Genomic DNA, 18309 nt, shown 5'->3' on the forward strand with positions numbered 1-18309 from the left:
AACGTCTACGTCCAGGAGGGACGACAAAACTCATGGCAAAGATCATCGCTTTCGATGAGGAGGCCCGTCGCGGTCTCGAGCGCGGCCTCAACATCCTCGCCGACGCTGTCAAGGTGACCCTCGGCCCGCGCGGCCGCAACGTCGTGCTTGAGAAGAAGTGGGGCGCTCCCACGATCACTAACGACGGTGTGTCGATCGCCAAGGAGATCGAGCTGGACGACCCGTACGAGAAGATCGGTGCGGAGCTCGTCAAGGAGGTCGCCAAGAAGACCGACGACGTCGCAGGTGATGGAACCACCACCGCGACCGTCCTCGCTCAGGCACTCGTCCGTGAAGGCCTGCGCAACGTCGCAGCCGGCGCCGACCCGATCTCGCTCAAGCGCGGCATCGAGAAGGCCGTTGCAGCGATCACCGCTGAGCTGCTTGCCAGCGCGAAGGAGATCGACTCCAAGGAGCAGATTGCCGCCACGGCATCCATCTCCGCCGCCGACACCGAGATCGGCGAGCTCATCGCCGAGGCGATCGACAAGGTCGGCAAGGAAGGCGTCGTCACCGTCGAGGAGTCGCAGACCTTCGGTACCGAGCTTGAGCTCACCGAGGGCATGCGCTTCGACAAGGGCTACCTGAACCCGTACTTCGTGACGGATGCAGACCGCCAGGAGGCCGTGTTCGAGGAGCCTTACATCCTCATCGTGAACTCGAAGATCTCGAACATCAAGGATCTTCTCCCGGTCGTCGACAAGGTGATCCAGGACGGCAAGGAACTCGTCATCATCGCCGAGGACGTCGAGGGCGAAGCTCTTGCGACTCTGGTGCTGAACAAGATCCGCGGCATCTTCAAGTCGGCTGCCGTCAAGGCTCCCGGCTTCGGCGACCGTCGCAAGGCTCAGCTGCAGGACATCGCGATCCTCACGGGTGCTCAGGTCATCAGCGAAGAGGTCGGTCTCAAGCTCGAGAACACGACCCTCGACCTGCTGGGCCGTGCGCGCAAGGTCATCATCACCAAGGACGAGACCACCATCGTCGAGGGTGCTGGCGAGACCGAGCAGATCGAGGGTCGCGTGACCCAGATCCGCCGCGAGATCGAGAACACCGACAGCGACTACGACCGTGAGAAGCTCCAGGAGCGTCTCGCCAAGCTCGCTGGTGGCGTCGCGGTCATCAAGGCAGGAGCTGCAACCGAGGTCGAGCTCAAGGAGCGCAAGCACCGCATCGAGGACGCCGTTCGCAACGCGAAGGCAGCCGTCGAAGAGGGCATCGTCCCCGGCGGTGGCGTCGCGCTCATCCAGGCCGGTACGAAGGCTCTCGATGCTCTCGAGCTCACGGGTGACGAGGCAACGGGTGCGAACATCGTTCGCGTCGCCATCTCCGCTCCGCTCAAGCAGATCGCGCTCAACGCCGGTCTCGAGCCCGGTGTTGTCGCTCACAAGGTCTCCGAGCTTCCCAGCGGTCACGGCCTCAACGCCGCAACCGGTGAGTACGTGGAGATGTTCGCCGCTGGCATCATCGACCCCGCCAAGGTGACGCGCTCGGCGCTGCAGAACGCAGCCTCGATCGCCGGCCTCTTCCTCACCACTGAGGTTGTTGTCGCCGACAAGCCTGAGCGGGCCGCAGCTCCGGCTGGCGACCCCACGGGTGGCATGGACTTCTAAGTCCACACGCTTAGACAGAAACGCCCCGGCCTCGGCCGGGGCGTTTCTGCATTTCGCCGGTGTCGGGCCAACCGGGGTCAGCGGAACAGGCTCGCCGAATACTGATCGGCGTCGGAGTACTGCGTCGCCGCAGACCCCAGCGCAACGCCGATCGAATCCAGCACCTGCTCGACATGCATCTGGGCGGCACTCCACTGATCGCTGCAGCCCTGGAACGCCACGGATGCGGCGCCTGTCCATGAGGACTGCAACTGGGTGAGCTGTGCTTTCAGCGCAAGCGACTCGCTGCGCAGCCGTTCCATCGTGGCTCTCGCGGCACCGTTGGCTGCAAAGACTGCCTCGGTGTCGACGGTATATACGGACATGGGAACTCCTCTCGTCGGAGCTCATACGTTACGAGAACGCCGATCTGCGCGTGGCGGGAGAAGCCACGTTCCGTGGATGCCGGACACCCTCACAAATGCGTGCAGAACGAGTCAGCTGTGCGTGTCTCAGAGGTTCTCAAGGTCCAGTCGCTCCAGCGGTTGGGTGTCTTCCAGCAGGTGCGCGGGAGTCGCCTGAGCTGGCGCGAGCGGGAAGGTCACGGTGAATGTGGCCCCTCCGTTCGGCGTCTCGTCGACGCGCACGCTGCCGTGCAGCGCAGACACGATCGAAGAAACGATAGCGAGGCCGAGGCCGGAACCGCCGGTCTCTCGGGCCCTGGACGTGTCAGCGCGCCAGAAGCGCTCGAAGATCTGCTCGCGGATCTGCGGCGGGATGCCTTCACCATGATCGACGATCGAGATGCTGCCGGTGCCGGCCGCTCGATCCGTATCGACGACGAGTTCGATCGGGCTGTCCTCCGCAGAGAATCGACGCGCGTTGCCCAGCAGGTTCGCCACCACCTGGCGCACCTTGTTCTCTTCGCCGAGGATGATCGGCGGAGTGCGCACCGGAGTGTCTTCCGCTTCGGTGAAGTCGATCTCTGGCATCGCCGGCCCGGTGTTGCGAGGCTTGCGGCGCAGCCGGGCGAGCGCACCCGCGCGTGCTCGGGTGGTGGGTGTGCTGCTTGTCTCCGGCAGCGGCGGGTGTGTCCGCACCGAAGCGGTGGGCACAGCATCCACGGTCTTATCGACGACGGTGATCGTTCGCCGCGGGGCAGTGGCACGTAGATCGAGCGCGGCGTCACGGGCGATCGGCCGCAGATCAAGTGGCACGATCTGCAGTTCAGGCTCTTCATCAAGCCGCGCGAGAGCGAGCAGATCCTCGACGAGCACCCCCATCCGGATCGCTTCCTTCTCGATGCGCTCCATCGCCCTGGCGGTGTCCTCTTCGCCGCGAATCGCCCCCATCCGGTAAAGCTCCGCATAACCGCGCACGCTCACCAGCGGAGTGCGCAGCTCGTGGCTGGCATCGCCGATAAAGCGACGCATATGCCGCACTGTCCGGTCACGCTGCGCGATTGACTCATCGATGCGTTCAAGCATCGTGTTGATCGCGAGATTTAGCCTGCCCACCTCGGTGCTGGGCTCAATGTCGGTGAGTCGTTGGCTGAAGTCGCCGGAGGCGATCAGCATTGCAGTGGATTCGACCTGCCCGAGGCGACGGAACGTGAGGGTGACGAGGCCGCGGATGAGGAGCGCCGCGACCAGCGTCGTGACAAGGGCGACCGTCGTATAGACGGCGAAGTACTGGCCGATGATGCGGTCTGCCTCTTCCAGGGGCAAAGCCACATACTGCACATACAGGGTGGCGGCTGGGCCACTGCGACCGGCGACGGACGCAGTGAATGCTTTGCCGTCTGCACTCTCCAGGGCGAGAATCTTGTCTTCCTGGGCGTGCGCCTGCTCCAGAGTGAACGTCTCTGGGAACATTGGCGGTTGCGCATCCGGTGTGCCTCCCGCCTGTGCGAGGAAGGTGCCATCGGCGGCATAGATCGCGAAGAAGTACTCGGCTGAACGTGGAGCAGTTTCCGACTCGATGAACGTCAGGTTGCCGTCGGTCGCCTGAATGTCGAACCAGCGGTTGGCGAGGTCGCTTGTGACCAGTGACGGCAGTTGCGCGCTGATGTTGTTGACGAGGGAATTGCGCAGCAATGGCACCGTCCCGATGCCGGCGACGAGGAGGCCGAGCGCGAGGACTGCAACGGTGACACCGGTGACCTTCGCGCGAAGGCTGATGCGCCGCCACCAGCCGGTGACGGCGTCAGGCTGAGGCCCCATGCGGCTTCCCTTCGTGGGCTACTTTCCCACCTTCAGCATGTAGCCGAAACCGCGCTTGGTCTGGATGACGGATTCTTCGGTGTGCGGATCGATCTTGCGGCGCAGATACGAGATGTAGCTCTCGACGATGCCTGCATCGCCGTTGAAATCGTACTCCCACACGTGGTCGAGGATCTGCGCCTTCGACAGCACACGGTTGGGGTTGAGCATCAGGTAGCGCAGCAGCTTGAATTCGGTTGGGCTGAGCTCAATTGGCTCTTTGCCTACGAACACGTCATGTGTGTCCTGATCCATCGACAGCTCGCCGGCACGAATGATCGACTCTTCGTCGGCCTGCATCGTGCGGCGGAGGATCGCCTGGGCGCGAGCGACGATCTCGTCGAGGGCAAACGGCTTGGTGACGTAGTCGTCACCGCCGGCGTTCAGACCCTCGATCTTGTCCTGCGTGTCATCCTTCGCCGTGAGGAAGAGGATCGGGGCTGTGAAGCCCGCGCCACGCAGACGCTTGGTCACGCTGAACCCGTTCATGTCGGGGAGCATGACGTCGAGGATGATGAGGTCTGGTTCTTCCTCGAGGACAGCCGAGATCGTGGCTGCACCGTTTGCGACCGTCTTCACCTGAAATCCGGCGAAGCTCAGGCCTGTGGAGAGTAGGTCACGGATGTTCGGCTCGTCATCGACGACCAGGATGCGCGCATCAGTCATCTCCCCATTATGGTGACTTCAGCGATGCGAAGGCTGACTATCTTTCGGAGAGCCCGAATTCTCGGAGTAGCCTGACGGCATGAACGATGACGAAGTAGGCGGAGATTCCGCCTGCTGGCTCGCCCAGGTGTGCCCTGAGTGTGGCGCAATGCTGGCCGATCGCGTCAGCCCGTGCTGGCGCTGTGGCGCCAGCCCTGCTGACGATTCAGAGTGACCGGTTACGCCGCTTCCAGCGCGTCGGCGTCAAGGATGGTGTAGCTGTAGCCCTGCTCAGCGAGGAAACGCTGGCGATTCTGCGCGTAATCCTGGTCGACCGTGTCGCGAGCGATAAGCGTGTAGAAGCTCGCCGTGTGACCGGACTCCTTCGGGCGCAGCAGACGCCCCAGACGCTGGGCCTCTTCCTGACGGGAGCCGAATGACCCTGATACCTGGATCGCGACGGATGCCTCTGGTAGATCGATTGAGAAGTTCGCGACCTTCGATACGACGAGCAGCTCGATCTCACCCTCGCGGAACTGGTTGTACAACTTCTCACGATCGTCGATCGGTGTGGCGCCGGTGATCTGCGGTGCGTTCAGCGCGTCGGAGAGTGTGTCGAGCTGGTCGAGATACTGGCCGATCACGAGGATGCGTTCACCGGGGTGCTTTGCAATCAACTCGCGTACGACGTCGATCTTGACTGGTGACGATGCCGCGAGCCGATAGCGGTCCTCATCCGTCGCAGCGGCGTACTCCATCCGGTCATCCGGCGGCAGATCCACGCGAACCTCGTAGCAGGCCGCGGGGGAGATGAACCCCTGCGCCTCGATCTGCTTCCACGGGGCATCGAAGCGCTTGGGGCCGATGAGGCTGAACACATCGCCTTCGCGACCGTCTTCGCGCACGAGAGTGGCCGTCAAGCCGATGCGACGGCGGGCCTGCAGATCAGCGGTCAGCTTGAACACCGGTGCCGGCAGCAGGTGCACCTCGTCATAGATGATGAGGCCCCAGTCCATCTGATCGAGCAGCGACAGATGGGCATACTCGCCCTTCCGCTTCGCCGTGAGGATCTGGTAAGTCGCGATCGTGACTGGCTTGACCTCCTTGACCTGTCCGGAGTATTCGCCGATCTCCTCGGCGGTGAGCGATGTGCGCTTGAGCAGCTCATCGCGCCATTGCCGCGCCGAGACTGTGTTCGTCACGAGGATTAGCGTTGTCGTTTTCGTTGCAGCCATAGCGCCTGCTCCGACGATCGTCTTTCCTGCGCCACAGGGGAGCACCACAACACCTGAGCCGTCCTTGGAGAAGGCGTTGACAGCATCCTGCTGGTAGGGCCGGATGTGCCAGCCGTCCTCGGCCAGATCGATCTCGTGCGGAGTTCCAGGGGTATACCCGGCGAGGTCCTCGGCAGGCCAGCCGATCTTCAGCAGTTCCTGCTTGATCTGGCCACGCGCCCACGCATCGACGACATAGGTGTCCGGGGAGGGATGCCCGACCAGCAGCGGCTGGATGCGCTTGTTGTTCGCGACCTGGGTGAGCACGGCCGGCTCGCTCGAGCGGAGTATCAGAGTGCCCTCGTCGTCGCGCTCGATCACCAGTCGTCCGTAGCGGTTCACCGTCTCACGGAGATCGACGGACACCGACGGCGGCACCGGGAAACGTGACCAGCGGTCAAGCGTCTCCAACATGTCTTCGGCGGTGTGGCCGGCGGCGCGCGCATTCCACAGTCCGAGACGGGTGATCCGGTAGGTGTGGATGTGCTCGGGGGCGCGCTCCAGCTCGGCGAAGATCGCCAGCTCGTGGCGGGCGCTCTCGGCATCCGCGTGTGCGACTTCGAGCAGGACGGTGCGGTCGCTCTGGACAATCAGTGGGCCATCAGACATAGCAGGCTAGTCTACCGCGCCGAGGCGACACAGGACTCAACCTGCGGCACCTGAAATTCACCTGCTGGTCCCTGAGCCCGTCGAAGGGCCGACCAGTTTCGCGGAACGAATGCTCTTGACCGGAAGAGTGCGCTCCACATCGGCTGCACGGTCACGACCGCGCAGTCGTCCGCCACCCAGACCGCTCGCCTCGAGCTGCAGTTCGCGTGTGGAGCCATCGGGCATCGCGATCTCGATCAGCAGCACAGCCTTGGCGCGCACCGCCGCTTCCAGCTCGCGATCCAGCCACGCGGCATCCGCATCGGGGCCCTGCTGCGCGCGCAGTCGTGCAATGAGCGAATCGTAGGATGCTGCCGCAACGGGCTCCTGTGGCGGAGCCGGGTTGCGGTCAACGACCTGTGGGCGACCGTCAGAGCCGACAATGGTCGCCGGATAGCGGGCATCGGTCAGGGCCCAGTAGACGGTGTCGCGCCCGACGCGAGAGCTGAGCCCACCGGCATCCCGAGCAAGCCCCAGCGGACGCAGCGCTTGGTCGACTCCTACGGAATCAAGAAGTGTGGCATCGACGCTGGTGACGCGGGTGCGGCCAGTCTCGGCATCCGTGAAGACGCGCACGAGACCGTGCCGCTGCGCGGTCTGGGTGACGAGGTACTCGAGTGGTTGTGGGATGCCGGTCAGGGACAACTCGCCGAGGAACTCGAGGATGGATGATGCCGTTTCGCCAGCGGCCAGGGCGTGCGAGACCGACTCGGCTGTGAAGCGATACGAGGAGGCCTGGGCCGCGGATTCTCTGGCGGCGATGCTTCGAAGTCGCACATCCAGCCCCGACGCGAGCGGGCCAGGTGCGATCGCGGACAGGTCATTCTGCAAGAAGATGCGGTCGACTTCGGTGGGCAGCATCCGTTGCAGTGCGGCGGCGTCCGCTGGGGAGCCTTCGCGCAATGGCGAAGCCCAGACAGGCTCGGTCCCGCCATCGGCGATCAGCCCGAGCAGGCGCGCGCGTTCGCTGAGAATTGAGCTGCGCTCGCCCCAGGACGAATCCCATGGATGCTGACGATCCCACAGAGACACAGGCAGCCAACCGTCGCCCGTCGTGCGCAGCCCGCGGGGGAGCTTTGCCCGGAATGCATCTGCGAGCTGAGCCCAGCGCTCGGCGGCGGCGAGCCGCAGCCATGCCTCGCCGACCGATGTCAGGCGCACCTGACGCTCACTCGTCGTGATCAGATCGGCACCTTCGGCAAGTGCTATGAGGTCATCAACAACGTCAACGGGAAGACCGGCATCCGCCATGCGTCGTTTTTCTCCGGCGGCGAGGATTCCGCTGGTCAGCAGGGCGAGCGGCGACTCCCTGGCCAGCAGTAGCACGTCGGCAAGCGCCGCAACGCTCGTGAATGCACGCTCGGCCGCATGGGCATTCGCTTCCTCGGAGGCAGGGTGCGTCGCAGCGGTCTCGGCAGCGAGCGGACGGTCTCGAGAGCCCACCGCGTCGGCGACGGGAGGAGCAGGCGTGCCGTCTGGGCGCAGCAGTGCCAATGCCAGAAGTGTCTCGGTCTCAGCGCCAGCGCCTTCGCCACCGACTGCGCGATGCAATGCTGTGGCTTCCGTGAGCGTCAGGCGCGGGAGCATCCGCTCGATGGATGCGGGTTCCAGCAGAGCTTCTGCTGCGTCGAAGAAGTCGAGCCATGCGACATCGGTGCGCACCCCGCGTGCTTCGAAGAGTGTGGCTAGCTGTGAATCGCGCGCAGCAGCCAGCCAAACAGCGAGCGGGCGTGCATGCGTGCTCATGGTCAGGAGCGCTTGGCGGCGCGGCCTTTCCGTATGAAACTCATCACGAGCAGCGTGATGATCATCACGAACGCGATGGGTAGGCCATACAGCGGGATGCCCGCGACGATAGGCCAGAGGCCGCTACCGAAGGAATTTTGATCCATTCCGACCGCGCTGCCGATGATGATGGCGAAGAAGCAGATGACCGAGAGCGCGGCGAGCGTCAGCGCTGTAAAAGCGAGGGTGCGATCCAATCTGCGGACGGAAACCTCCGGTCCGGAATTCTGGGTGCTCATCCGTCTCAGCCTAGTCCCTGGAACACCGGTAGGCTGATGGGTGGTCGCGCATGGACGCGACGTTTCTTTTCGGCACCATCACACAGCGAGGTTTTCCCATGCCCACCGGCAAGGTCAGGTTCTACGACGACGAGAAGGGGTTCGGCTTCATCGCCAGCGATGATGGCCAGGACGTCTTCCTGCACGCCTCCGCCCTGCCCACCGACGCCACCGTCAAGGCAGGCGCTCGAGTGGAGTTCGGCGTCGCCGACGGCAAGCGCGGTCTGCAGGCACTGTCCGTGCGTGTGCTCGAAGCTCCCGTCAGCCTCTCGAAGGCCAAGCGCAAGCCCGCCGACGACATGGCGATCATCGTTGAGGATCTCGTGAAGCTTCTCGACAGCATCGGCGGCGATCTGCGCCGCGGACGTTATCCGGCAGGCCCCCAGAGTCACAAGATTGCAGCAGTCCTGCGAAAGGTCGCTGATGACCTCGATGCCTGAGCCCGACGCGCACCTGATCGGTGCGCACGACGTCGCGCTCGCAGCGTTGCACGAGATCACCCCTGCCTCGACGGTTGGCCCGCCTGCGGGCTACCTGGCCGAGGACGATGGCTCTGTATCGCTGCGCTTCGAGAACCGTCTGCCTGGATACCCAGGCTGGTACTGGACGGTCACTGTGGCGCGCGTTGAAGGCGCCGAGCCGACCGTGCTCGAAGTCGAACTGATGCCCAACGAGGGTGCGTTGCTCGCGCCGGAGTGGGTGCCGTGGGACGAGCGGCTTGCTGAATATCGCGCGCACCAGGTGGAGCTTGCTGAGCAGGCAGCCGTTGCTGCGGCTGAGGCGGGCGAGTCGACCGAGGATTCCGATGAGGATTCCGATGACGACGAGTCCGACGATGTCCTCGACGAGGACGACGAGGACGACGACGACGACGATGATGACGAGGTTGACGCTTCGGAATCGCGCGTGCTCCACGCCGGCGACCTCGACGGCGTGGACATTGACGAACTCGATGAGTCGGCGATCGACCAACCGGATGCTGACGACGAATCTGTAGTTGCTTTCGACGATGAGTCCGTAGTCGCTTTCGACGACGAGTCGGAGTCCGACGAAGAGGAGTGATCCTCCCAACTTGCATACGAAAAAGGGCTGGCATGATGCCAGCCCTTTTTCGTTGCTTGAGTCAGCCGGCGGTATTCGCGAGCACGTAGTCGATCGAGCGGATGAGCTGGCGCACGTCGTCCGGCTCGATTGAGACGAAGGTCGCGACGCGCAGTTGATTACGGCCGAGCTTGCGGTACGGCTCAGTGTCGACGATGCCGTTGGCGCGCAACGTCTTTGCGATCGCTGCCGCGTCGATGCTGTCGTCGAAGTCAATAGTGACGACGACGGGGGAGCGGTGCTCCGGATTCGTCACGAAGGGTGTTGCGACGGCCGATGCCTCTGCCCAGTCGTACAGCGCCTGTGACGACTCTGCTGTGCGCGCGCCTGCCCATGCGAGTCCGCCGTTGTCGTTGATCCACTTCAGCTGGCTGTCGAGCAGATGCAGGGTCGTGAGTGCCGGCGTGTTCAGCGTCTGGTTCAGACGTGAATTATCGACGGCGTTCTTCAGGCTCAGGAACTCAGGGATGTAGCGACCGGATGCTGCGATCTGCTCGATCCGCTCGATGGCGGCCGGCGACACCGCCGCGAACCACAGGCCACCGTCGGAGCCGAGGTTCTTCTGCGGTGCGAAGTAGTAGACATCAGCCTGGCTCACGTCGAAATCGATGCCACCCGCGGCGCTGGTCGCGTCAATAACAGTGAGGGCGCCGTCTGCGGCCACGCGCTCGATGGGCGCCGACACACCGGTCGAAGTCTCGTTGTGCGGCCACGCGTACACGTCGACACCTTCGACGATCTCCGCCGCGACACGCGAACCGGGCTCTGCTGTGCGCACATCGGGTGACTCCAGCCACGGGGCGCCTGCGGCCTTGGCGAACTTGCCGCCGAACTCCCCGAAGGTGAGGTTCTGGCTGCGGCGCTCGATCAGGCCGAATGCCGCAGCATCCCAGAACGCGGTCGATCCGCCATTGCCGAGCAGGATCTCGTAACCCTCGGGAATGCGGAGGAGGCTCGCGAACTGCTCGCGGACGCTGCCGACGAGATTCTTCACTGGTGCCTGGCGATGTGAAGTGCCCAGGATGCTGGCGCCGGATGCAAGTAGCGCTTCCAGCTGCGCCGGGCGCACCTTCGAGGGTCCGCAGCCGAAGCGGCCGTCAACGGGCAGGAGGTCACTGGGAATCTCGATCGCCATGCGTTGATTCTAGGCGCGCGAAGATGCGACCACTTTCACTGTGTCCAACTCTGACGTGCGCGCGGGAAGGTAGGCTTGCCTAACAAGACCCCGGAGGGCCAGATGACGGATTTGATCGATACCACGGAGATGTATCTCCGCACCATCCTCGAACTCGAAGAAGAGAACATCGTGCCGCTGCGCGCACGCATCTCTGAGCGGCTCGGACACTCTGGCCCGACCGTCTCGCAGACGGTGGGGCGCATGGAGCGGGACGGACTCGTGGTTGTTTCCGAGGACCGCACCCTCGAATTGACCGCGTCTGGCCGTCGTAAGTCTGTCGACGTGATGCGTAAGCACCGCCTGGCAGAGCGGTTGCTGGCGGATGTGATCGGCTTGGACTGGGCCTACGTGCACGAGGAAGCGTGCCGCTGGGAGCACGTGATGAGTGAGCAGGTCGAACGCCGCCTCGTAGAGCTGCTGGGTCACCCGACCGAGTCGCCTTATGGAAATCCGATTCCCGGCCTTGACCAGCTGGGCGATATTTCCGCGCACACTTTCAATGAGGGCGTCATCGGGCTCGTGCAGAAACTCAATGCTGCTGGGGGGCCGATCGAAGGAACGGTACGCCGTCTCGCTGAGCCGGCGCAGGTTGACCCCGAGCTGCTTGAGCAGCTGCGCGATGCTGGTGTCATGCCCGGCTCCCACGGCAACTATCGCTTCAACGAGGGCTACGTGCTGATCCAGATGGATGGCAATGATGAGGGCCTTGAGCTTCCGGTCGAGCTCGCTTCGCACATCTTCCTGGTGGGCGATCCAGCCTGATAAGTCGTGCCGGGTGGGTGCGTCGGCATCCGCTCTCGGACGATTATCAGCAGCTCAGGGTGACAGAATCGTTATCATCCGGTAACCTCGGACAAGTCGCCAGCGAAAGCCCGCTGGTGGTAAACCCGTGAAGATTGCCTCACCGGCTCGTCATCTCTGCGGACAGATCGCATAAAGTGCCCCGAGCAGATGCCACGAGAAGCAGAGTGCCGACGAGCCAGCGCTACCCGAGCGCGAGGCGCAGGAGGATCACCTTTTGGCCTTAGATATTGAACCAATCACGAATACACCCGAAAAAGCCCTGAAGCGAAAGCGGACTGTCGCCCCTCGTGACGCCGCACGCAAGATGATCAAGCCGGTGCGCTCGATCGCTATCTTCGGCGCCGTCGGTGTATTGGTTGCCGGAATCGCGCTTCCGTCATTCGCGTCTTCCGCAGATCCGGTTGACGCCACCGCGACTCTTCAGCAGGTAGCTTTCGACGATGCGCAGTCGCTTGTGGTTGCCTCTCAAGCCACCGCAGCGCCCCTTGACCGGGGCACATACACCGCCACGACTCCTGAGGAGATCACGGCGAAGAAGGAAGAGGAAGCAGCTGCCGCTCGTGCCGCAGCCGCAGCCGCCGCATCCGTGGCTTCCATTCCGAACAACAACTTCAACCCGGGCGATTACGCTCTCGTTGCGCCGGGCTCAGGCGAGGTGCGCTACCCGCTTCCGGGGGGCTCCTACAGTCAGGGACGCAGCGTTGGCGGCGGGCACAACGGCGTTGACATGCTCGCGCCCCAGGGCACGCCCATCTACGCGGCGGCAGCCGGCGTGGTCCGCGCCTCGGCCGAGAGCATCGGCGGCTACGGCGTATCGATCATGATCGATCACGTCATCGGTGGGCAGAGCGTTGGCACGACTTACGGTCACATGACATACGGTTCCCGTCAGGTTCAGACCGGACAGAGCGTCGTTGCCGGTCAGCTCATCGGATTCGTCGGTAGCACGGGCCGCTCGACGGCGAATCACCTGCACTTCGAAGTCTGGTACGGAGGCTCACTCGTAGAGCCGTATGCCTGGCTCGCAGCCAACGCTGGCTGATCTTTTTCCAGTGGGCTCCGGCGCAACACGCGTCTGAGCGTTCACCTGCTGTTTCGTCATCTGTCGGCACGATGGGTTAGCCTGTACCCGTCGTCGCACGGATGGGAGAAAGCCGATGGAACGAATACCGAGCATCCGCACCATGGATGCACTCGGTCGTTACGTTCTTCGGCATTGCCCGCAGGGATGCACTGAGCTTGTCGTGTGCGAAAGGCGCTGTCTGTAAAGACGGCGCCTTTTTTGGTTCCTGCGTACTTTCCTCTGTCGTCCGAGTGGCGTCGTGTGAGTCGAGAGTGCCGGGAAGCCGTCCCGGCGGATCGAGAGGAAGACGATGCGCACACTTGTTCTGAACGCCGGGTATGAACCGCTTGCGGTGGTGTCCTTCAAACGAGCCCTGGTGCTCGTCATGAATCAGAAGGCCACCGTGGTGGAACGTGTGGAGGATGATCCTGTCTGGGCGGCAGGTGGTGCCTACGATCGTCCCGCCGTCATCGTCCTAGCAAGATACGTCCGCTTACCGAGAAGCCGGCGCGTCCCCGTGACCAGACGTGGTGTGTTGAGGCGGGACGACCATAGATGTGGGTACTGCGGCAAGTCAGCATCCACGATCGATCACGTCCTTCCGCGCTCACGCGGCGGAGCGGATTCCTGGGAGAACCTCGTCGCCTGCTGTCTGCGGTGCAACAACGTCAAGAGTGACCGCACGCCGCAGGAGATGCAGTGGCAGCTGCGATTTAGTCCGCGCCCACCGCGAGGAACTTCCTGGACCGTTCGAGGCACTGAGCGCAGCGATCCCTGCTGGGAGCCGTATCTCGCCCTGGCGGCGTAGGTGTGATATCTCCGGAAATCGGATGTCATGATTTGCTGGGTCCAGACACTACAGGGTGAGAGAAGTTTTCCGACCCGCGAGGATCCATGTACATCGAAGACGCCGACGCCGAGCTGATCAGGCTCGCCCGACGAGGTGACCGGGGTGCCTTCGCGACGTTGTTCGAGCGTCACGCGAAGGCGGTGTACCTCTACTCGTGGAGCATGCTGCGCGATGATTCAGACGCCGATGACATCACCCAGGATGTCTTCGTAGTCGCCTGGCGGCGTCTGCGACACATCCGCGTCGTGGAGAGCTCCGCACTGCCATGGATGCTTGTGACGGCGAGGAACCTGTCACGAAATCAGTTGCGCCGCCGTCGGTCTGCGCTGTCCTTGGACGAGACGCTGCTGCCTGCGGATGCGACGCGTCAAGAGCGGGTCGAGGAGGTCAGCTGGGTGCGGCAGGCCATTGAGAAGCTCGGTGGCATCGATCAGCGCATCATCCACCTGTGTCTGGTCGAGGGATACTCCTACGACGAGGCTGCAGAGCATCTCGGTGTGTCGACCGCCGCGCTTGCCAAGCGGTTGCAACGGGCGAAGGCCGTGCTGCGGCTTTCATTGCGGGGTGAATCATGAACGAGCGGCCAAAGGAAGGCATTTACCTTGACGCAGCGCTCGGAGTGATCGGCGAGCAGGTGGCTGAGCGCATTGATGAGATCGGCCGGCGGCGTCGGCGGCGCACTCGCATGGGAGTGTCTGCGCTGGCAGCGGTGACAGTGCTCAGTGGATCGTTGGCGGCAGCCGCGGTGACGGGGGCGTTCGGGGCTCCCGAGTCGGAAGCAGATCGCGTTCCGGTCTCGATGTCGGAGCCTGCCCACCTGCGGTGTGTGGAAGATACCGATGCTGCGCAGACTGGGTTCTTCACTGCCGACTATCGACTTTCGGCAGAAACGACGCTCGACGTGGCGATGGTGTGCGAACAGGCGAGAGCGATGATTGCCGCGGACGACGGCGTTCTCGCTTCCTCGAGCCCGGAAGAACTCGTGTCAATCGCCGAACGGATTCTGCAGACCTCGCCCAGCGATGATGCGGTGCGCGTGAGTGAGGCATCATTCGGCACAGTCTCTGCAATGCCGTTGCCGGATGTACGCACCTGCGTCTCCGAGTCGCGTGCTGTCGTCGTATTCGTCGCCGATGGGAATGCGTCGCAGGCGCAGTGCGCGGAGGGCTGGCAGTGAAAAGCGGACGCCGGCGGGTTCCAGGGCCGTTCACCCGGCTGTTGAGGCAACCACAGCGGCTCGGGGCGGTCGTGCTGCTGTGCATGACCGGCCTGGCCGCCGCGGGGGTGCAGTCCTCAGCGGGGTTGATGTTGCAGGCGACTATTGACGATGAATGGCGCGGGGACTACGACATTCTCGTCACGGTGGGCGATGAGATCGGTGCGATCGGGAGCCTCTTGCCGCCGAATGCGCTCGGCAGCGGTGGCGAGGGGCTCAGCCTCGAGGACTGGGAAGATGTACAGGCAGTCGACGGTGTCGGGGTAGCGGCGCCGCTCGGAAACGTATTGGTTCCGGGGTTGAAGTTCTCGACCGCGCAGTTGGTGCTCCCGGTCGATCTGACATCCCCCGAGGAAGGGCCGCAGGCGTTCCGTGTGACGACGACGTTCACGACCGACGACGGTCTGGGGGAGCGGATCGTGCAGCGGGAGAGCACGCCGCTGATCTTCGACCCAGTGGGGAATCCTGGGTCGACCGAGGAAGAGCTGCAGGCGTGCATGAGCAGCACTGTGTCGAGTTTCGGCTCCAGCGGGGGTGCCGCCTACACGATCGATCCGGAACGACATCAGGCACTCATGAGGTACGTCTGCTCAGGGGCTCGGGGTATGAGTGGAGCCAGCGTGAACATGGCCATCGGGGATGGCTGGAGCGGTTCGACTGCGGATCCGGGCGAATCCAGTATTGAGGCCGGTTTCACCGCACCGAACCCCGTCACGCGGATCGATCTTGTGGATCCGGAATCCGAGCGCGCGCTGCTGGGCGACCGCGGCAGCTTCCTTGATCCGCTGGTCTCGATTGCCGCGGATGCGGACACAGGCATCGAGGAGCTGCGCGCCTGGGCCGAATCTGCTGACGGACCGCGAGCGGAGAAGATCGCCGACGCGATGCTGAGGTACGCCGATGAGTCGCTGTCGGGTTACCCGGATGATGTGCTGGCAGATCTGCGCGCCCTCTTCGCGGAGAATGGCGATGACTTCGATGCCGGAGTGGCAGCCGCGCTGTCCGGATCTGGTGCCATGCCGCTGCTCATCAGCGATGTCGACGTCGCGGGGTTGACGATGCGGGTGGACGTGGAGTCTTTCGGGTCAACCTCGAAGCGGGAGGACTTCGGCTACGAAGTGCCTCAAGCCATCACGGACGGAGTCGCTGGCGAGTACATCGGCACGGCGGTCGGCGATGTCTCCGAGATTCTTAACCCGTTCAACGACAGCACCGTGGGCGTGGGGTGGCCGGGAACGGATGCGACGGCAGGCGCTGGTTCGAACCCATATTTCGCGCAGCAGATCATGACTGCGGCATCCGGGTCGCCGATGGGATATTCGGTAGTGGATGACGGGGTTGAGCTGAACGCGGACGGTTTCGCTGAGACGATCAACGATGACTTCGCCATGGAAGGGATTCGGCTGATCAAAGACGGAACCGCTGTGGGGGCGGAGTCTGCCTTTCTCACGCCGAGGATACTGAAGGATTTGACCCGCAGTGAGTTCGGATCCTCTGCGGCGGTGCCGATCGGAACGTTCGATCCCGCCGAGATCGCAGTTGACGAAAATGTTGCGAACTACGTGCCGCTCGGCGCGTATGCTCCCATTGGCACGACGGTGAGCGCTGGTGAGTATGCCGGCACGACCATGGAACCCAGCCTCACCGGACTCGGGCTCGTTGCTTCGCGGACGGTCGCGATCGGTTCGATCCACAGTGCGGGAATCTGGGGAGAAGATCGACCGATCTCGTCGATCCGGGTGCGCGTCAGTGGCATTGACGGCTATACCGCCGGAGGGCGTGACCGTGTCATTCAGGTTGCGCAGTCGATTGAAGACTTCGGATTCAATGCGGCAATCGTCGCAGGCTCATCGCCCACCGATGCCGATGTCCGCGTGAATGACTATGCATTCGGGACGGACGATGTCGCCACCCCACAGGTGGTTGGACCGCTCGGCACCGTGACGCAGCGCTGGTCTGAGCTGGGCGCTGCGGCCCGGGTGAATCTGTCTGTCTCGACGGGTACCTGGGTGATGCTGGCCGTCGCGCTCGCCGCGGGTGTTCTGCTGCTTGGAGCCACGCAAGTGGCATCCATACCTGAACGGAGGCAACAGGCCATCGTGATGCGCGAGCTCGGTTTTCCGCGAACACGCCGGGCGCGGTGGTTCGCCGCGGAGGAGATTCCGTCGCTGGTCATCGTCACCGTGATCGCGGGGGCAGCGTGGCTGTTGTCCGGGCAGACCGCAGTTGCGGCGGTAGCTGCGGGAGTCGCGGTCGCTGCGCTGGTCGCAGCATCCGCATTCACGATTCTCTCGTCGTCTCAGACACAACAGGCCCGAGTGCGAGACAACCGCTCGCGGCGCCGAGGGGCGCGCTCGGTGACGTCATTTGGCCTGCGACAGGCGCTGATACATCCGGTGACGAGCGTTGTGCATGCGGCGGCGATCATCATCGTGGGGCTGGCAGCGGCAGCGCTGACGCAGGCGATTCAGGAAAGCAGGGAAGCAGCGGGGGCGAGCAGTCTCGCGCAGCTCGTGGCGACGCAGATGCTGATCCCTCAGCTTGTTCTCGGCGCGGTCGGCGTGATCGGCGGGGTGCTGCTGGCCCGGCTGGTACGCCGACTGGATCTTGCGCGGCGTTCGGAGCAATGGGCGACGCTGCGGGCGGCGGGATGGACAAGTGGGCAGGTCGCTCGCGCGCAGCGTGCGGAGGGTATGGCGATCGTGGGACCGGCGCTGCTTCTCACCGCCGCGGCCGCTGGAGTGGGCGCGCTGTGGATCGGATGGGCCGCCGATCCGTGGCTGCATGTCACAATTGCGCTCGCCGCCGGGGTGTTGAGTGCACTGTTGAGTTTCACGACGAGGACGAGAGGAACCGCGCTGTGACGATTTCCGAGGACACCGCGACGGCATCGACGGGGGCTACAGACTACGGTGGCCCGGCGATCGAGATGCGGGACATCACGATTCAGTTCGAGCGCCCTGGCGATGACCCGCTGTCGATCGTGCGCGACTACGATCTGACGCTGGAACGCGGGCGTATGCACTGCCTCGCCGGACGCAGCGGATCGGGGAAGACCAGCATCCTGCGTGTCGCGGCGGGGCTCGTGCCTCCGTCCAGCGGAGCCGTGCTGTGGGAGGGTCTGGAAGTGACGGGCCTCGCTGATGACGTGGTCACGGAACGCCGCCGCGGACATGTTGGGTACCTGGATCAGCGGGGGAGCCTGGTGCCAGGACTCACCGCCCTCGAGAATGTGCTGCTGCCCGCCGTTCCCGACCGGCGTACGCGTGCACTCTCGCGTCGTGCACGAGATCTGCTGCACCGGCTGGGCGTGGGGGATCGGGCGACCTACTTCCCGGAGCGGCTGTCCGGCGGCGAGCGTCAACGTGTGGCCTTCGCGCGGGCGCTGCTGCTGAGCCCTGCAGTGGTGATGGCGGATGAGCCGACTGCGAGCCTCGATCGCGCCACGGCTGATCAGCTCATCACCCTGCTGCGCGGGTTGCTCGACGACGGCATCGCCGTGCTCGTCGCATCCCATGACCAGCACCTGATCGAGGCTGCTGATGAGCGAACCGAGCTCGCTTGATTGACTAGACT

Annotated in this window: 17 protein-coding genes; 10 read left to right on the forward strand and 7 right to left on the reverse strand. The window is 64.0% G+C overall.

Annotation, left to right across the window (positions count from 1 at the left end; all coding sequences use genetic code 11):
* Positions 1 to 32: 32 nt before the first annotated feature.
* Complete coding sequence (groL, locus tag AC1C2Q_RS14215) at positions 33 to 1652, forward strand: chaperonin GroEL (RefSeq protein ID WP_495431869.1); 1620 nt, start codon at positions 33 to 35, stop codon at positions 1650 to 1652.
* A gap of 77 nt (positions 1653 to 1729) precedes the next feature.
* Here groL and AC1C2Q_RS14220 read toward each other — a convergent pair whose 3' ends face one another.
* The 6 genes from AC1C2Q_RS14220 to AC1C2Q_RS14245 form a co-directional block, all read right to left on the reverse strand.
* On the reverse strand, positions 1730 to 2017 hold the full coding sequence (locus AC1C2Q_RS14220) for a WXG100 family type VII secretion target (RefSeq protein ID WP_439280766.1): 288 nt from the start codon (positions 2015 to 2017) through the stop codon (positions 1730 to 1732).
* 126 nt (positions 2018 to 2143) lie between these two features.
* Positions 2144 to 3853, reverse strand: coding sequence for a sensor histidine kinase (locus AC1C2Q_RS14225; protein WP_495431871.1), 1710 nt, complete (start codon positions 3851 to 3853; stop codon positions 2144 to 2146).
* Positions 3854 to 3871: 18 nt separating this feature from the next.
* Positions 3872 to 4558, reverse strand: coding sequence for a response regulator transcription factor (locus tag AC1C2Q_RS14230; protein WP_033106665.1), 687 nt, complete (start codon positions 4556 to 4558; stop codon positions 3872 to 3874).
* Positions 4559 to 4776: 218 nt separating this feature from the next.
* A complete protein-coding gene (locus tag AC1C2Q_RS14235) occupies positions 4777 to 6420 on the reverse strand; it encodes a DNA repair helicase XPB (protein ID WP_495431872.1) in 1644 nt (547 codons plus the stop codon).
* A 57-nt stretch (positions 6421 to 6477) separates the two neighbouring features.
* On the reverse strand, positions 6478 to 8205 hold the full coding sequence (locus AC1C2Q_RS14240; protein WP_495450655.1) for a helicase-associated domain-containing protein: 1728 nt from the start codon (positions 8203 to 8205) through the stop codon (positions 6478 to 6480).
* A gap of 2 nt (positions 8206 to 8207) precedes the next feature.
* A complete protein-coding gene (locus AC1C2Q_RS14245; RefSeq protein WP_495431874.1) occupies positions 8208 to 8483 on the reverse strand; it encodes a multidrug ABC transporter ATPase in 276 nt (91 codons plus the stop codon).
* A gap of 98 nt (positions 8484 to 8581) precedes the next feature.
* Here AC1C2Q_RS14245 and AC1C2Q_RS14250 point away from each other — a divergent pair, with 98 nt between their 5' ends.
* Together AC1C2Q_RS14250 and AC1C2Q_RS14255 are read left to right on the forward strand one after the other, a co-directional pair.
* Entirely contained in the window at positions 8582 to 8962 is a 381-nt protein-coding gene (locus tag AC1C2Q_RS14250) for a cold-shock protein (RefSeq protein WP_495431875.1), read from the forward strand.
* On the forward strand, positions 8946 to 9584 hold the full coding sequence (locus AC1C2Q_RS14255; protein WP_495450656.1) for a DUF3027 domain-containing protein: 639 nt from the start codon (positions 8946 to 8948) through the stop codon (positions 9582 to 9584). Before AC1C2Q_RS14250 ends, AC1C2Q_RS14255 begins: the two co-directional genes overlap by 17 nt.
* Before the next feature lie 61 nt (positions 9585 to 9645).
* Here AC1C2Q_RS14255 and serC read toward each other — a convergent pair whose 3' ends face one another.
* A complete protein-coding gene (gene serC / locus AC1C2Q_RS14260) occupies positions 9646 to 10758 on the reverse strand; it encodes a phosphoserine transaminase (protein ID WP_495450657.1) in 1113 nt (370 codons plus the stop codon).
* Positions 10759 to 10860: 102 nt separating this feature from the next.
* Between serC and AC1C2Q_RS14265 the strand changes: the two genes are divergently transcribed.
* The 7 genes from AC1C2Q_RS14265 to AC1C2Q_RS14295 all read left to right on the forward strand — a co-directional run bounded on the left by AC1C2Q_RS14265 (position 10861) and on the right by AC1C2Q_RS14295 (position 18298).
* On the forward strand, positions 10861 to 11562 hold the full coding sequence (locus tag AC1C2Q_RS14265; protein ID WP_495431878.1) for an iron-dependent transcriptional repressor DtxR: 702 nt from the start codon (positions 10861 to 10863) through the stop codon (positions 11560 to 11562).
* A 358-nt stretch (positions 11563 to 11920) separates the two neighbouring features.
* Positions 11921 to 12646, forward strand: a complete 726-nt coding sequence (locus tag AC1C2Q_RS14270; protein ID WP_495431879.1) for a M23 family metallopeptidase — start codon at positions 11921 to 11923, stop codon at positions 12644 to 12646.
* 331 nt (positions 12647 to 12977) lie between these two features.
* Positions 12978 to 13475: an HNH endonuclease gene (locus AC1C2Q_RS14275; RefSeq protein WP_495431880.1), complete on the forward strand. Its 498-nt coding sequence runs from the start codon at positions 12978 to 12980 to the stop codon at positions 13473 to 13475.
* An 86-nt stretch (positions 13476 to 13561) separates the two neighbouring features.
* Positions 13562 to 14092 carry an RNA polymerase sigma factor gene (locus tag AC1C2Q_RS14280; protein ID WP_495450658.1) on the forward strand — a complete coding sequence of 177 codons (531 nt, stop codon included), beginning with the start codon at positions 13562 to 13564 and terminating at the stop codon, positions 14090 to 14092.
* Positions 14089 to 14694 (forward strand): hypothetical protein, encoded by a 606-nt coding sequence (locus AC1C2Q_RS14285; RefSeq protein ID WP_495450659.1) that lies wholly within the window; start codon positions 14089 to 14091, stop codon positions 14692 to 14694. Before AC1C2Q_RS14280 ends, AC1C2Q_RS14285 begins: the two co-directional genes overlap by 4 nt.
* A gap of 41 nt (positions 14695 to 14735) precedes the next feature.
* On the forward strand, positions 14736 to 17597 hold the full coding sequence (locus AC1C2Q_RS14290) for a hypothetical protein (protein ID WP_495450660.1): 2862 nt from the start codon (positions 14736 to 14738) through the stop codon (positions 17595 to 17597).
* Positions 17594 to 18298: an ABC transporter ATP-binding protein gene (locus AC1C2Q_RS14295; RefSeq protein ID WP_495450661.1), complete on the forward strand. Its 705-nt coding sequence runs from the start codon at positions 17594 to 17596 to the stop codon at positions 18296 to 18298. Before AC1C2Q_RS14290 ends, AC1C2Q_RS14295 begins: the two co-directional genes overlap by 4 nt.
* Positions 18299 to 18309 lie beyond the last annotated feature (11 nt).

It is taken from the genome of Microbacterium sp. Y356 (assembly GCF_059445355.1).